We start from the raw sequence: 15066 nt of genomic DNA on the forward strand, positions 1-15066 counted from the left end.
CTCCGTGGCCCCCGATCCTGTTGTTATTTTTTCACCCACGAATCACGCAGGGTCACCGTCCGATTGAAGACCGGTCTGCCCGGCTGAGAGTCCTTGAGATCGACGCAAAAGTATCCCTGGCGCTCGAACTGGAACCGCTCCTCCGCCCTTGCCGCTGCCAGCGAAGGCTCCAGCTTGCAGTCGGTCAGCAGTTGAATGGAATCGGGATTCAGGTCCCCCTTCCAGTCGTCGCCGGATGGGCTGGGAACGGAGATGAGCCGGTCGTAGAGGCGCACTTCGGCAGTCACGGCATGCCGGGCCGACACCCAGTGGATAACCCCCTTCACCTTCCGCTCCGCCCCGGGCAGGCCGCTCTTGGTTTCCGGGTCGTAACTGCAGCGGACCGCCACCACGTTGCCGTCGGCGTCCTTGTCGGCACCAATGCACTTGACGATGTAGGCCGCCCGCAGGCGCACCTCAGCCCCTGGAGTGAGGCGCTTGAATCCTTTCTCCGGGATCTCCTGGAAGTCATCCGCCTCAATCCAGAGCTCCTGCGAAAACGGCACGGCCCGATTCCCCAACTCCGGCTGCTGGGGGTGGTTGGCCACCTGAAACTCCTCGGTCCCGTCGGCCGGATAGTTGTCGATGATAAGCTTCACCGGGCGCAACACCCCCATGGCCCGCGGTGCCTTCTGGTTCAAGTCTTCCCGGACGCACTCCTCAATGATGCTCATGTCGATCCAGGAATCGCTCCGGCCGACGCCGATCCTCTCGCAGAAGGTGCGGATCGCTTCCGGGGTGTAGCCCCGCCGCCGTAAGCCCACCAGGGTCGGCATCCGCGGGTCGTCCCAGCCGCTCACGTCACCGTCCTGGACCAGTTGCAGGAGCTTGCGCTTGCTCATCACCGTGTAGGTGAGGTTGAGGCGGGCAAACTCATACTGGCGCGGCCGGTTCGGTACCGGCAGGTTGTCCAGGAACCATTCGTAGAGCGGCTTGTGGTCCTCGAACTCCAAGGTGCAGATGGAGTGGGTTATCCCCTCGATGGCGTCACTCTGGCCGTGGGCAAAGTCGTACATGGGATAGATGCACCACTGATCCCCGGCGTGGGGGTGGACGGCATGCAGAATCCGGTAGATGACCGGGTCCCGCAGGTTGATGTTGGGTGAGGCCATGTCGATCCTGGCCCGCACCACCTTGGCACCGTCAGGGAACTCCCCCCCCCGCATCCGGCGGAACAGGTCCAGGTTTTCCTCGACAGAGCGGTTGCGAAAGGGGCTCTCCTTGCCCGGCTCGGTCAGGGTGCCGCGGTGTGCGCGGATTTGCTCGGCGGTCAGGTCGTCCACATAGGCCTTACCGCTTTGGATCAGGTGTTCCGCCCACTGGTAGAGCTGTTCGAAATAGTCGGAGGCATAGTACATATGCCCGCCCCAGTCGAAGCCAAGCCAGCGGACGCTCTCCTTGATCGACTCGCTGTACTCCACCTCTTCCTTAACCGGGTTGGTATCGTCGAACCGGAGGTGGCAGCGACCGCCAAAGTCCCGGGCCAGGCCGAAGTTGAGGCAGATCGACTTGGCGTGGCCAATGTGCAGGTAGCCGTTCGGCTCGGGCGGGAAACGGGTAACGATGGTCTTGTGTTTGCCGCTCTGCAGGTCATCGGCAACGATGTTCCGGATGAAGTTGGCCGGTTGGACCGGGGTAGCTTGCTCGCTGTTATTGGACATGGGGAACCTCTATTGAAAAGTTAAAGGAAATTTTGAGAAGCGGAAATAGTCGCAGATTTTCGGCGGGCTTTCAATGGACATTTTCAGAGGCCAGCGGTTCGGTCATCTGCACGGCATTTGGGTGCCATTAGATGTTTCTGGTTTTTGCTGTGATCATTTCGGTGACGTCACCGAAATGATCACCTATTCCGTGCCTGAGTCGTTTTCGGGGTTGTCCGAAAACTCCGCCTCCAGCTCCTCAACAGTCGGCAGACTTCCCTTCAAGTTTTCCGGAATGGCGGCCACAAGCTGATATTCCGAAACACCTACCGGTTTGGAAATGTCCTTCAGCGCGTATTCGGCAATCAGTCCCTTGCGGTCCTTGCAAAGAATCAAGCCGATGGAGGGATTGTCACTTTCATGGCGCATGGTGGCATCCACTGCCGAGAGGTAGAAATTGAGTTTACCGGCATATTCCGGCTTGAACTTGGTGGCCTTCAGTTCGATCACCACGTAGCAGCGGAGTTTCAGGTGGTAGAAGAGCAGGTCGATGAAGAAGTCCTCTCCCTCCACTTCCAGTGGTACCTGTCTACCGACATACGAAAAACCGGCTCCCAGTTCCAGCAGAAAGCTGGTGATGTGTTTGACCAGTTCCCGTTCGACTTCCCGCTCCTGGGCGTCATTGCCAAGACCGAGAAAGTCGAAAAGGTAGGGGTCTTTCAAGGTCTGTTGCGCAAGATCCGACTGAAGAGGGGGGAGCGTATCGGCAAAGTTGCTGACGGCCTTGCCCTGACGATGAAACAGCCTGGTTTCAATCTGCATCGCCAGAATGTCGCGCGACCAGCCATGTTCAAATGCTTTGTGTATGTACCATTCTCGTTCGGAGCGGCTGCTGACTTTGTCGAGCAGGACACAGTTGTGAAACCAGGGAATTTGTGCAGCAGACTGCTGCACAAATTCCTCATCAGTCCATGACTCGGCAAACTTACGCATATATTTCAGGTTTCGAGGAGAAAACCCCTTCATATCCGGGAACTCATGCCGCAAGTCGTTTGCCAGCCGCTCAATGACCTTGGCGCCCCACCCCTCGCGTTCCTGCCGCTCCAGGATGTCGAGGCCGATTTGCCAGTAAAGTAGCACCAGCTCACGGTTGACCGCCAGAGCCGCCCGAGTCCTGGCAGCGCGGATGCGTGTCTTCAGATCGTGCAGGAAATGGTCATAATTAGTGATGGCAGGTTTCGTCATGGGTTCCTCCAACACTCAACAGGCACGGGCACTCTCCTGATTGTCAATGAAAGCTATCCCAGCCTGCTCATCCAGTTCAATGGCGATTTCCACGGCGCGCTTTAGTGTTAATCCAGCTTCGCACGTAGTTCATCTCCCAAGATCAGACAACAAGACCGCATTCCCATGCTTCCCCGCCTTTTTCATGTAAGCGGCATCCGCCGTTACCAGCGTCCCTCTGCGCTCAAGGGCAATGGCATGATACACGGCATCGTAAAACGTAACCTTGCACTTCGACATGATTGCCAGGGTGCGGCTGACAATGGCGGAGTTTACCGGCGCTTCCGTAATGCGATACTCAATCAGCAGCTCCATGACCTCGGCGGCCTTGCCCGGGATGTTCCTGCCAATGATGTTGCCGACTTCATACAGCCAGAGCGAAGGGAGTACGAACTCGCACTCACCGGCAACCCAGCTGTCCAGCAACATGAGCGCGGCGTCCCTGCCTGCCTCCTCCGGGATGTCAAATACCCACTTCAGGATGACCGAGGCATCAGGAACGTAAACTTTGGAGGTAATCACATTACCCCCTTCTTCGGTTTTCAGCGAGATCGACCTGCAGCTTCTCGGCGCTCACCACCGGCAGATGAGAACGAAGCTCCCGCAACCTGGAAGTAATGCTCCGGCGGCGCTGCAGTGCCAGCTCGTTGGCGATTGCCTGGCTCACGACCCTGCTGCGCTGGCCCGATGGAATCAGTCGTTCAAGTTCGTCGGCAACGTCATTGTCGATCATGAAGTTCAGTTTACGTGCATTTTGTGCCATGGCATCCCCCTTGAATATAGGTAACCGTGATAAGTATACATGGCAGCCAAAGTTTCGTCAAACCAACCGCCGTCATCCACCCACTCTTCACCACTTCTGCTTCAGCTCAAACCTGAGGATTTCCGGCAGGTTCCTCATAAACATCGCCACGCTCTGGGGCGATTTCCAGAGCATGGTGGTGTACCCCCAGTGGATGCGGCTGCGGCGGTAGAAGCGGCTGATGAACTCGTTGTAGAGCCGTTCCAGTTGCTCAATGGTCATGCCATGGGGAATGAAGACGAAGTTCACGCAGTTCATCCGGGGCCACTCCTCAAAGAATTCCCCGTGCTCGCGGATGGTCGCATACACCGGCGCGCCGGGGAATGGCGTGAACTTGGTGACGTTGATCTCGTCCAGGGGGAGGCTGAGGGCATAGTCGATGGTTCGGCGGATCGACTCCTCGGTTTCTCCCGGCAGCCCCACCATGAAGAGCCCCTTTACCCGCATCCCGGTCTTTCTTACCATCGTGAGCTTCTGCTGCACCTCGTCCAGGCCGTAGAACTTCCGGTGTTTCCTGAGGACCTCCGGGTCGCCGGACTCGATACCGAAGTTCACCTGCCAGCAGCCGGAGCGCTTGAGCAGGTGCAGCAGTTCCGCATCCACATGCTCCAGCCGGGCGATGCAGTTGTAGGTGACCGGTAGCCGCTCCCGCTCCTTCAGCTCGCAGAAACGGGCCACCCGGCCGCGGTCGGTGGTGAACAGGTCGTCGTAGAAGAAGACATGGCGGATGCCGTAGTCCCGGTTCAGCATCTTCAGGTGCTCGACGATGTACTCGGGCGAGTTGAAGCGAAATCCGCGGGAAAAGACCGAACGGTCGCAATAGGAGCACTGGTACGGGCAGCCGCGGCTGGAGATGATGCTGGTATTGGGGGCCGTGGGAAAGCTGAAGAGCGGCAGGGTATAGCGCCGCGGGAACTGGGGAAGGCGGTGGTAGGCCGGGAAGGGGAGGCTGTCCAGATCGGGAATCAGCTCCCTGACGCCCGAAAGGGTACCGACCCCGTCCTTGCGAAAGCCGATGCCGGGAATCGCCTCGACACCGCGGCAGCCGGCAGCGACCAGTTCATAGAAGGTCTGCTCCCCCTCGCCGATCACCAGGTAGTCGATGGCCGGGAACCGGTCCAAGAGCCCCACCCCGACCGAGCAGGCGTGGGCGCCGCCAAAGACGGTGACGATGCCGGGCGCCCGTTCCTTGAGCAGGGCGGCAAAGCCGTACCCTTCGAGAAACGACGAGGTGGTACAGGAAAAACCGACCACGTCAGGGGCGCGCCGGATGATCTCGGCCACCAGCGCCTCTGCCGTCATGGGGCTGGCGTAGCAGTCGATGATCTCCGCCTCGACGCCACGCTGTTCGAGGAAGGCGACAATACTCAGCATGCCGAGGGGGGGCATCAGGTTGAAGATGGTGGTAATGTCTTTACCGGTGCCCATCCAGTTACTGCCGTACGGATGGACGAAGAGGACTTTCACTGAGGACCCTCCGGGTATGGTCGGTTGCCCGGTGGGTATGCTAATCGGTTTGCTACCGGAAAGCAAATGGAAAGGGCTGAGTCGGGATATGGGCTCCCGACCCTACTGATTCAGGGAGAAATAGAACGTCGCCCCTTCCCCGACCTTTCCTTCGGCCCAGACCGTGCCGCCGTGGCGGTGAATGATCCGCTGGACCGTGGCCAGGCCAATGCCGACCCCTTCGTACTCTTCCGACCGGTGAAGCCGCTGGAACGCGCCGAAGAGCTTGTCGGCATAGACCATGTCGAACCCTGCACCGTTATCGTGGACATAACAGACCGTTCGCTGGTCCTCCCGGTAGGCGCCGAAGTCAATGACCGGAGCCGGATTACGCCGGGTATATTTCCAGGCATTGGCGAGCAGGTTTTCCAGGGCGGCCCGCATGAGTGTCGCATCACCGTCAATCGTGACGCCATCGGCAACGGACACCCGGACCTGCCGGCCGGGGTCGCTGCCCTGCAATACCGCCAGAATCTCCCGGACCATGTTGCTCAGATCCAGGTGATCGATGGTCATCTCCCCCCTGCTGAGCCTGGAGAGTTTCAACAGGGCATCGATCAGATCGCCCATCTTTCCACTGGCAACAACGACCCGCTGCAGGTAGTCGTGGGCCGTTTCATTCAGCGTGCTGCCGTAGTCTTCCATGAGCGCCGTGACAAAACCGCTTATGTGCCGTAGCGGAGCCCGCAGATCGTGGGATACGGAGTAGCTGAACGATTCCAGCTCACGATTGGCCACTTCCAGAGCGGTTTTCTGCCTGACCAGACTATCGTTCAACTGGCCTACCTCCTCCTGTGCCCGCTTCCGTTGTTCAACTTCCCGCATCAACGTCTCGTTGGCAGCAGCCAACTGGGCGGTCCGCTCCAGTACCCGCTGTTCGAGCTCGGCATTGAGTCTGACGAGATCCTGATAGTTGTTGATGGCATTAAGGAGCACCAGGGCGGCGTACCGGAAGAACGGTTCCAGGTCTTCCCGGATGTTCGCACCGGTCAGGATCATTCCTTGCATCCGCACCACGCCAACCACGGAACCCTGGTACAGGAGCGGGAAATTCCAGTTTTCCGTCGAGGAAGCGATCAGTGGTTCGGCAGCACTCCCGACAAAGTCACGGCTGGCTATGGCCTGGCAGACCAACGGGTCGTCCGGGTCACCGCTGAACGATCTGGCAGCGAACAGCCCCTTGCAGTGCCACGCCTCACCGAGCCGGTAGTAGACCGAGATATCCGTTGCGCCGATGGTCTCCATGAGGATATCCAGTATGTTCTGCAGTGTCTCGTCCAGCCCGCGACCAACTGCCAGGCGTTCGAGCATCCGTACCTTCAGCTCCAGTTGTGCCTTGGCCCTGGCAAGGTCATCGACTCTCCCCCGGAGCCGTTCATGCTTGTTGCCAGCTATGGGACTCTTCCTCGTCATGGGACGGCACCGAGACGGTCAAGGGCGGTTCTCAGACACTGTTCGAGCTTGTCCAGGGTAACGTCGATCCACTCCAGCGCGAGGCCGGTTATATCAGCCACTTTCTTGGCCTTTGCGGTGAAGTCGGCCGAACAGGGGGTTCTGATGGCCATAAGCCGCCTGTGTTCGCTGGTAAAAATGGCTCTGATTGCTTCCTGATTGCTCTCGAAGACCGGATGGATCACCTGCTCCCAATGTTCGGCCCAGTCCTCCAGGAGAAAAAAAGCGCCCGTAGCGAGTTCCCGCGTGAAGCGCTCTCTGCCGAGCAGCATGTCGATGCAGTTCTGCCCTTCCGTCCGCACCACGGCACCGGTTCCGATCAGGGAATCCATCCGCGGATGACAGGTGCCGTAAAAGATCACCTTCCGCCTGCCGGAGTGAAGCGCCAACGCCTTTCTCAGCGAATTCTCAAGCTGTTCGAAATCCACATGCAGGGACGATGGCAGGAAGACGGCCTCCAGAGGCCAGTGGTTTTTTTCGATCAGAAAAAGGATCTCGGCCCGGAGGATGCCGCAACCGATCAGAAGCGCGAGTTCAGCGTCATTCCCCGACATGGTCATCCCTCTACCGAGTCGCCGGCATAGCTTCCGTAGCGACTCGCCGCCTTCAGGAGCAGGACTATTTTCTCGTCCGGGACCAGATAGGGGGTCAGAAGCGTGCCGAAGGCGAATCCACCGCCAGCAGCCCCTTCCGCCATAATGCGAGCCACCTCGCGGTCAATCGTCGCGGCATCCCACTCCAACAGCCGAACATCGTTGATGGTGCCGACGATCAGCGCCCTCCCTGCGACATCGGCCTTGGCCCGGTGGATATCGTCCTGGGGGCTCAGATAGTAGGCGGCAAAGGGGAAGGTGTCGGCCAATCGGGCGATCTGAGGGCCGATCCGGCCACCGCCGTTGAAATAGACGATGTCCCCGGTCCGGCCGTCGGCAAAGTCTCGTTGCACCCACGGGAGCGCCAGCTCTGAGAACTGGCGGTCACTGAGAAAGGTTGCCGAGGCGACCGGGTTTACATAGGTGATCAGGTCGGCACCGGCAGACCGGAGGGCCGCCAGATAGCGCCGACAGAACAGGGAACACTTCTCCAGCAGTTCCCGGCAGAGGGCGGCCGGTCCATTGAAGAGCAGGTTAAGCCAGCGGTCCATACCGATCAGGATCGGCGGCAGGGAAAACGAGGCGGTCATGGAAGCGAGCACCGGGTAGCGGCCACCGGCCCCGGCCTTGATCAGCTGGATGCAGCGGCTCACGTCACGGCAGTGGGGATTGTCGTCCAGATTGTCGGGAATGGCAAAGGTCCCGATCCGTTCATAGCTGTCGAGCACCAGGTGGCCCACGTTGGGCGGCCCATCGGCGGCGTAGATCAACCTGCGGCACCCGAGCATCTCAGCCTCCTTGGCCACATGGTAGAACCCCAGAAGGGTGTCGTACCCGAACCGTTCCCGCAGACGGAGTTGTCCTTCGGCCACATGCTCCGGCGAGGCGTAGTACTCCTTGATCGGCATGCCGAGGATGCGCGCCCCGTGTTCGCAGAGATTGAAAATCTGCGGCACCCGGTCCGGCAGCTTGCCGGCCATGAGTGCGCCAAACCTTTCCATGCCGTTGTTCATGGCTTTTGTGCTCCCAGAAGCCGTGTGATCACCCGCACCGCCTCCATGCCGTTTTCTCCCCACGCGTCGGCTCCTACCGTCCGGTAGAGTTCCGGATCAAACTTGTAGGGGGCACCGCCAACCACCAGCTTGATCCGCTCTTCCAGGCCCCGCTCGTGCAGCAGCTGGCGGACCCGGCGCGGTCCCTGGTCGCTCAGCGCCGTATGGACCATCATTGAAGAAACGCCAATAATAGCTGCCTTCTGACTGACCGCCTCTTCCACGAACCGTTCCGCAGTAACGTTGATTCCCAGATCAACCACCGAAAAGAGACTTGAGCGCAAGCAACCACGGACAATCTTCTTGCCGAGTCCATGGAAGTCGCCGCTGGAGGTACCGAGGATCACGGTCCCCTGAAAGCTTGGCGCACCGCTGAACAGTGGGAGCAACAGGTCGATGACCTCCTCGCAGATCTGTGAGGCAATGAAATGCTGGGACAGGTTGGTCTTTTCCGTATCGACCATTGAGTCGGTCATGCGCTCGATGCCGGGCAGCACCACCGAGAACACCAAGTCCTCGGGAGCAATATTCCTGCCGATAGCACGGTTGATGACCGATAGCGCCTTTGGGCGGTCCGTGTCAAACAGGGCATCGAAGAAGCTTGATGCAATATGGGCAATAGAACTGTTTGTCATCTTAACTCTGCTCTAACTAAAGGGTGTTATGGTAATTATTACCTTAGCTCATTTTAATTTACTGTCAAGGTCATTTGTGCGCACCCCAAACTCCGTCGCTACCCGCCTGAAGGCACCGCACGAAACGGTCAACTGCCCAGTGGACGGTCGCATCACGGCGCCGTCTCCCCGCTTGAACTTGCGTTGCTTCTGCTCTACTATGGCATCTTTCAAGCGATGGAGCTTCAACTGGACCGAAACCGGAGGATGCCGATGGAAATTTCAACGGAGTTCATAAAGCTGGACAGCTTCCTCAAAGCGGTCAATACGGTAGGATCAGGCGGAGAGGCGAAAATGCTGATCGCCGACGGGCAGGTGCTCGTCAATGGCGAAGTGGAGCTGCGGCGCGGTCGAAAGCTCAGGCCCGGCGATCGGGTGGAGGTGGCCGGCCACTGTTACCGTGTCGAAGAGGAGGGCAACCAATGAGTGCTGTCCACGAACTGCTTCAGATGTACCGGGAAAAAATCGACGCCGAGGTCCATGTAGGCCCCTGGCTTACGGTGGATCAGGAGCGGATCGACGGCTTCGCCAGGGTGACCGGCGACCTGCAGTGGATTCACACCGATCCGGAGCGGGCGCGACGGGATTCCCCCTATGGCGCCACCGTCGCCCATGGCTTCCTGACCCTGTCGCTCCTTCCGTTTCTCACCGAAAGCTTTGCCCCTGGCGCCTTCGAGCGGAACTACCCCGGAATGCGCCTGCGGGTCAACTATGGCCTCGACCGGCTACGCTTTCCGGCACCACTGGTGGTCGGCTCCCGGATACGAGCGCGGAGCACGGTGATCGGCGCGGAAGAGATCCACGGTGGAGCACAGATCGTCTATCGGATCACCGTGGAGATCGAGGGGGACGCGAAACCGGCCTGCGTGGCCGACCAGCTGTTCCGGCTCTATCCATAACTGTTGAGGAAAAGACCATGAAGTTCGCCATTTCCGAGCTGATCAGGGGGGTGCACTTCCCCCCCATTTCCGAAGTGCAGGGATGGCTGGCCGAAAGCAGTTTCTTGGCCGACCGGCCGCTGATCGATCTCTGCCAGGCGGTCCCCGACTATCCGCCGGCACCGGCACTGATCGAGCACCTGAAAAAATCCCTGGACGACCCCCTGACCGCCCGCTACTCGCCTGACGAGGGGCTGGCTCCGGTGCGGGAGGCGCTTTGCGCCCACTATGCCCGAAGCTACGGGGCCAGCCTCACGCCGCGCCAGCTCTGTCTCACCATCGGCGCCAGCCAGGCCTTCTGGCTCGCCATGGTAACCCTTTGCCGAGCCGGGGACGAGGTGATCGTCCAGGTCCCCTACTACTTCGACCACGACATGGCCCTGGCCATGCTCGGGATCTCCAGGGTCTACGCCCCGTTCAGCGAAGAGAACAGCGGCCTCCCGGACCCGGCCGCCATCGAACGACTGATCACCCCCCGAACCCGGGCGCTGCTTCTGGTCACCCCCAGCAACCCCACCGGCGCCATCATCCCCCCGTCAACGATCCGCAGCCTGTTCGATCTGGCCGCCCGACACGGCATCGCCCTGGTGCTGGACGAGACCTACGCCGCCTTCCTTCCCGGCGGCGACCGACCCCACGACCTGTTCATTGATCCGGCCTGGGGAGACCACTTCGTTCATATCATGTCGTTCGGCAAGACCTACGCCCTGACCGGCTTCCGCGCCGGGGCACTGGTGGCGGGGGAGGAGTTCATCCACCACAGCCTCAAGGTCCAGGACACCATGGCGGTCTGCCAGCCGCGCATCACCCAGCACGCCATCCGCTTCGGCGCGGAGCAGCTCGATGGCTGGGTGGCCGGCAACCGGGAGATGATGGCAAGGCGCCACGACCGGTTTCGCGCGGAGTTCACCAAACCCGGCAACCCGTTCGCCCTGGTGGCGAGCGGCGCCTTCTTCGGCTGGATCAGGCATCCGTTTCCCGGCCTCACCGGCCGGGAAACGGCGCGACGGCTGGTCAAAGAAGCGGGACTGCTCACCCTGCCGGGCGAGGTCTTCGGCCCAGGGCTGGAGGGGTATCTGCGGCTGGCCTTCGGCAACATCGGCGAAGCGATGATCCCCGAGGCGTGCCAACGCTTCCGGGAGTTAGCGGGCGAGACGTGTAAATAGGAGACGTGAGACGTCTTACGTGATGTTGTGTTGATAACAGTTGAATAGGTGTTCAGGGGAACTTAGGGTATTTCGTATGCTGCCCTGAAAAAGCTGCTGAACCACAGCGACGGAAGCGATGTTACTGGAGGGCATCTACAAATCACCACCGACCGCTTGCGGGAACCTATGGAGCGAATTAGCGTAAAGCTGATGGAGCTGATGGACATAACTGTTGTTGAAGAAACGCCCCAAGAGAATGAAGAAAAAAGCTGAAAGACCATTGCATAAATAACCGCATTAAATTACAGTAACCGCTGTTACTATAAATAACGGGCGGCCTATATGAAATTCTACAACAGAGAAAACGAGCTGGCTGAACTGGCTACGCTTTATGAACAGGCAGGCTCAACCGGACGGATGACCGTTCTCACTGGCCGCCGCCGCGTCGGCAAGACGCTGCTTGCGCTTGAGTCAGCAAAAAACCACAAGCATCTCTACCTGTTCGTATCAAAAAAGGCGGAGGCCCTTCTTTGTCAGGAATACATTGAAGAGATCCGCCGCAACTTTACCATCCCCGTCATTGGCGAGATACGCCACTTCCGCGACATATTCAATCTGCTGATCGAAGTATCACGCACCCAACGCATTACCCTGATCGTCGATGAATTTCAGGAATTCTTCAGCATAAACCCCGCTGTTTATTCCGAGCTTCAAAATATCTGGGACCGTAACAAGTCCACCAGCAAACTGAACGTCATCTTCATTGGGTCTGTGCATTCCTTGATGCACCGCATTTTCCAGGATGAAAAAGAACCTCTGTTCGGTCGGGCCGACCGGATCATGTTTGTGAAACCGTTCAGCATCAGATCCATCTTTGCCGTAACCAGCGACTTTGGCCATCGTGATATGCAGACGCTCTTTGATGCGTATGCCGTCACCGGGGGGCTCCCCAAATATCTTGAGATGCTGGCAGAAAACAATGCCTTGTCCAGGCAGCAGATGATGGACTTCATGTTCAGACAATTTTCTCCGTTCCTGAATGAAGGGAGGAGTCTGCTTATCGAGGAATTCGGCAAAGAGTATGGCACTTACTTTTCCATCTTGGAGTTGATAGCAACCGGCAAAACTGCCCGAAGTGAAATCGAATCCGTTCTGGATATCCATACCGGCGCATACCTTGCCAAGCTCGAAGGCGAATATGCTCTTATAGACCGTCACAAGCCCATTGATGCCAAGCCTGGCAGCAGATTACAGAAGTATTTCATCCGTGATAATTTCCTGAACTTCTGGTTCCGGTTTATCTACCGTAACCTGTCTGCTGTTGAAACCGGCAACTTTGCCTATATCCGCGAGATAGTCGAACGTGATTATGCCACCTGGTCAGGCAGAATACTGGAGAGGTTCTTCCACGAACTGTATGCTGCCAGCGGGAAATTTAACCGCATTGGATCGCACTGGGAACGTGGTAACAAGAACGAAATCGACCTGGTAGCAATCAACGACATCAAAAAGGAGATCGTTATTGCCGAGATCAAGGCGAATAAGAGCAGGATCAGCCTGGCAGACCTTGAAAAGAAGGCAAAGAACCTGATCATGGATTATCAGGGCTACAAAGTTGATTTCCGTGCTCTTGGGGTCGAAGATGCTGAATTACTGTTGCACGGCACTTCTTCGAACAGTTGACCGATTAACTCCTCAACGTATCACGTGGGTAGAGGGTGCACCGACCCTTTTTACGTCGGAGTAATCTTCTGCGGCCCTGGCCATCTCGACATACGATTGGATTACCCGCCACAGACGGGTATCGGTAACGGCAAACAGTCGGCTCATGACCTTGACCGGCAAGTCACGACCCATGGTCATCACCAGAGACTCAAACAACAACGTGAAACCGGAACCGGCACGCGCCCAGGGAACCGCAACCTGTTTCACGCCACAGCCCTTGTTGGGGCAGTTGACCCGTGGAACCCTGGCTGCAGGTAGGCTTCATACTGGAAGAAGTTTAGATGGCGCCATTCTTTCTCCGTCGTGTCATACGCGGGCGCAGGGGTACCGCACACCGGACAGGCAAAGGTTGCACCACGTTGAAAATCGATGGTGATGTCAAGCCGGTTGGATTCCTTGCTAAAGGTCACTTCCGTAACCTCCCACGGTGGAGTGATGCCAAGGGCAATGCCAAAAAGAGCTTCAGGTTGCATATTCGTGAAACCTCCGAACTGGAAATGGCGCCATCATACCATTACCCATTCGCTGTGACGAGGAGTTCAAATTTTGTACAGTAAATTTTATGTTCGGTTGCGAATTACGCAGCCGGTTCGATTCCGAATCAGTTTAAATAACAGTACATTTCAGTAAGCTACTGAGTTGAATCGAAAAAGAGTGATATCATATCTGTTGACTGCAATTAGCTTCATAGAATGTTATTCGCATGAAAAAAACATCAGAATCGTGATTTAACATACTGAATAAAAGGTCATTGTTGTCAACAATAGTCTGTTTATTCAACGGTTCAAAGGTAATCGTCATGACCGGGTACGTCCCACCCCTCAACCAACAGCACATTATCCTGAACAGCCAGCTTATGCATGCCATTAGTAAAGCCGCTTCTGCTGAACAGGATGAAACGCTCTTGTCGTGACTCTTTACCCCATACAACAAGCCGTGCCTTGCGTTGCAGGTCGCGGTAGACATCCTCACCAACCGGATTGATGCTCCACTTGCATTCACCGAACCAGATGGTGTCGCTATCTTCATCCAGCGCCACCAGGTCAATTTCTTCGTTCTTCTGCCACCACCTGCCGATCGCTGAAAATGTCATTGTGCCGGTTTTCAGAAACTCCAGGCAGCGTTCCCGGCAAACATCCTCATACACAAAAGAAAGATGCTGGTCGAAGGTTTCGTTGAGTTTATTGATCAGGTAATCGGTATTGCCGATTTCCAGCCTGCTCCGGTGGGGAAAGATATATTTGAACCAGAAGGAAAAGAAACGGTCATGCAAGCGGTACAGGCCAAGCCGGCTCTTTTCGGGATATTTCTCAGTAACCGGAATTTCTTTGTCCACGAAACGGAGTGAACGCAGGATATCCAGATACCGGGCAAGATGGCTCTTTTCAAAGCCGGTGTCGTTGATGATTTCCGACATCTTCCGTTTTCCTTGGGCAATAGCACGCAGGATAACGAAATAGTTGCGTGGTTCGCGCAACTCTTCACGCAGCAGGAACTCGACTTCATTGTGGAGAAACGAACCCCGGTCAAGGATAAGATCGTTGATGGCGCTCTGAATGCTGTTCTTGGAGTCAAAACGTTCGATATATGCCGGGATTGAACCAAAAACACCGTAGATCTCCAGCCGCTGCTTCAAGTCGGCTTCAGGAAAAAACTCTGCCAGCGATGTGAACGGCATTTCCCGTACTTCCAGTGAAGCAGTACGTCTGCCATACAGTGGCGCTTTGTAAAAAAGGACCTCCTCTTCCATCATGCCGATGCTTGACCCAAGCAGGATCAGAAACAGATTACTCTCCTTCAGGTGGGTATCAATCCCCTTCTGAAAGATGGATGAAATCCCTTTGTTTGAGTTGACCAGATAGGGAAATTCGTCAATAACCATGACAAGCCGTTCGTGCCCTGCCTTCTCCTTGAGATAGCGGAAGAACTGCTGCCAGTCCCGAAAGCCTGAATCTATCAGGATGGTGTCGCTGAAGTATTCACCAACTTCGCATCCCAAATTACGCAACTGCTCTCCCTCAGTCACACTGTCAGCAAGAAAGTAAAGAGCCCGTTTGTCGCGGATGAATTCGCGTACCAGTCGAGTCTTGCCTACACGGCGTCTACCGTAAAGCGGGATGAATTGGAAACCGGACTGGTCATGATATTTGTTCAGGAAGGCTAGTTCTTCTGTTCTGTTGACGAATCGCATTGGCATCACCATTTAAGTATAA

At 57.1% G+C, this 15066-nt stretch carries 14 protein-coding genes and 1 pseudogene; 4 read left to right on the forward strand and 11 right to left on the reverse strand.

What is annotated here, in order from left to right; genetic code table 11:
* Positions 1–23 precede the first annotated feature (23 nt).
* The 9 genes from JN12_RS11015 to JN12_RS11055 all read right to left on the reverse strand — a co-directional run bounded on the left by JN12_RS11015 (position 24) and on the right by JN12_RS11055 (position 9003).
* Complete coding sequence (locus JN12_RS11015) at positions 24–1700, reverse strand: glutamine--tRNA ligase/YqeY domain fusion protein (RefSeq protein ID WP_145022580.1); 1677 nt, start codon at positions 1698–1700, stop codon at positions 24–26.
* Between the two features lie 183 nt (positions 1701–1883).
* Positions 1884–2924: a PDDEXK nuclease domain-containing protein gene (locus JN12_RS11020; RefSeq protein WP_145022583.1), complete on the reverse strand. Its 1041-nt coding sequence runs from the start codon at positions 2922–2924 to the stop codon at positions 1884–1886.
* A 129-nt stretch (positions 2925–3053) separates the two neighbouring features.
* The gene (locus JN12_RS11025; protein WP_170241901.1) at positions 3054–3485 is read right to left on the reverse strand and encodes a type II toxin-antitoxin system VapC family toxin; all 432 of its coding nucleotides are present in this window, start codon (positions 3483–3485) and stop codon (positions 3054–3056) included.
* A gap of 1 nt (position 3486) precedes the next feature.
* Positions 3487–3726, reverse strand: coding sequence for a hypothetical protein (locus tag JN12_RS11030; RefSeq protein WP_145022589.1), 240 nt, complete (start codon positions 3724–3726; stop codon positions 3487–3489).
* 87 nt (positions 3727–3813) lie between these two features.
* On the reverse strand, positions 3814–5232 hold the full coding sequence (locus JN12_RS11035; RefSeq protein ID WP_145022592.1) for a B12-binding domain-containing radical SAM protein: 1419 nt from the start codon (positions 5230–5232) through the stop codon (positions 3814–3816).
* Between the two features lie 102 nt (positions 5233–5334).
* Complete coding sequence (locus tag JN12_RS11040; protein ID WP_145022595.1) at positions 5335–6684, reverse strand: sensor histidine kinase; 1350 nt, start codon at positions 6682–6684, stop codon at positions 5335–5337.
* Complete coding sequence (locus tag JN12_RS11045) at positions 6681–7277, reverse strand: DUF1638 domain-containing protein (protein ID WP_145022598.1); 597 nt, start codon at positions 7275–7277, stop codon at positions 6681–6683. Before JN12_RS11045 ends, JN12_RS11040 begins: the two co-directional genes overlap by 4 nt.
* A 2-nt stretch (positions 7278–7279) precedes the next feature.
* Complete coding sequence (locus JN12_RS11050) at positions 7280–8329, reverse strand: uroporphyrinogen decarboxylase family protein (RefSeq protein ID WP_145022601.1); 1050 nt, start codon at positions 8327–8329, stop codon at positions 7280–7282.
* On the reverse strand, positions 8326–9003 hold the full coding sequence (locus tag JN12_RS11055; protein WP_145022604.1) for a cobalamin B12-binding domain-containing protein: 678 nt from the start codon (positions 9001–9003) through the stop codon (positions 8326–8328). Before JN12_RS11055 ends, JN12_RS11050 begins: the two co-directional genes overlap by 4 nt.
* Before the next feature lie 252 nt (positions 9004–9255).
* On the opposite strand from JN12_RS11055, the gene yaaA reads away from it, so the two are divergent.
* The 4 genes from yaaA to JN12_RS11075 all read left to right on the forward strand — a co-directional run bounded on the left by yaaA (position 9256) and on the right by JN12_RS11075 (position 12811).
* Positions 9256–9468, forward strand: a complete 213-nt coding sequence (gene yaaA, locus JN12_RS11060) for a S4 domain-containing protein YaaA (RefSeq protein ID WP_145022607.1) — start codon at positions 9256–9258, stop codon at positions 9466–9468.
* A complete protein-coding gene (locus tag JN12_RS11065; RefSeq protein WP_145022610.1) occupies positions 9465–9941 on the forward strand; it encodes a MaoC family dehydratase in 477 nt (158 codons plus the stop codon). The genes yaaA and JN12_RS11065 overlap by 4 nt, the downstream gene beginning before the upstream one ends.
* Before the next feature lie 17 nt (positions 9942–9958).
* A complete protein-coding gene (locus JN12_RS11070) occupies positions 9959–11146 on the forward strand; it encodes an aminotransferase (RefSeq protein ID WP_145022613.1) in 1188 nt (395 codons plus the stop codon).
* Between the two features lie 324 nt (positions 11147–11470).
* Entirely contained in the window at positions 11471–12811 is a 1341-nt protein-coding gene (locus JN12_RS11075) for an ATP-binding protein (RefSeq protein WP_145022616.1), read from the forward strand.
* Between the two features lie 27 nt (positions 12812–12838).
* Here the strand turns inward: JN12_RS11075 and JN12_RS11080 are convergent.
* Together JN12_RS11080 and JN12_RS11085 are read right to left on the reverse strand one after the other, a co-directional pair.
* A pseudogene (locus JN12_RS11080) lies at positions 12839–13326 on the reverse strand (helix-turn-helix domain-containing protein); the annotation flags it as partial.
* Between the two features lie 311 nt (positions 13327–13637).
* The gene (locus tag JN12_RS11085) at positions 13638–15056 is read right to left on the reverse strand and encodes an ATP-binding protein (RefSeq protein WP_342795412.1); all 1419 of its coding nucleotides are present in this window, start codon (positions 15054–15056) and stop codon (positions 13638–13640) included.
* Positions 15057–15066: the final 10 nt, after the last annotated feature.

Origin of the sequence: Geobacter argillaceus (assembly GCF_007830735.1) — a bacterium.
Classification (GTDB): domain Bacteria; phylum Desulfobacterota; class Desulfuromonadia; order Geobacterales; family DSM-12255; genus Geomobilibacter; species Geomobilibacter argillaceus.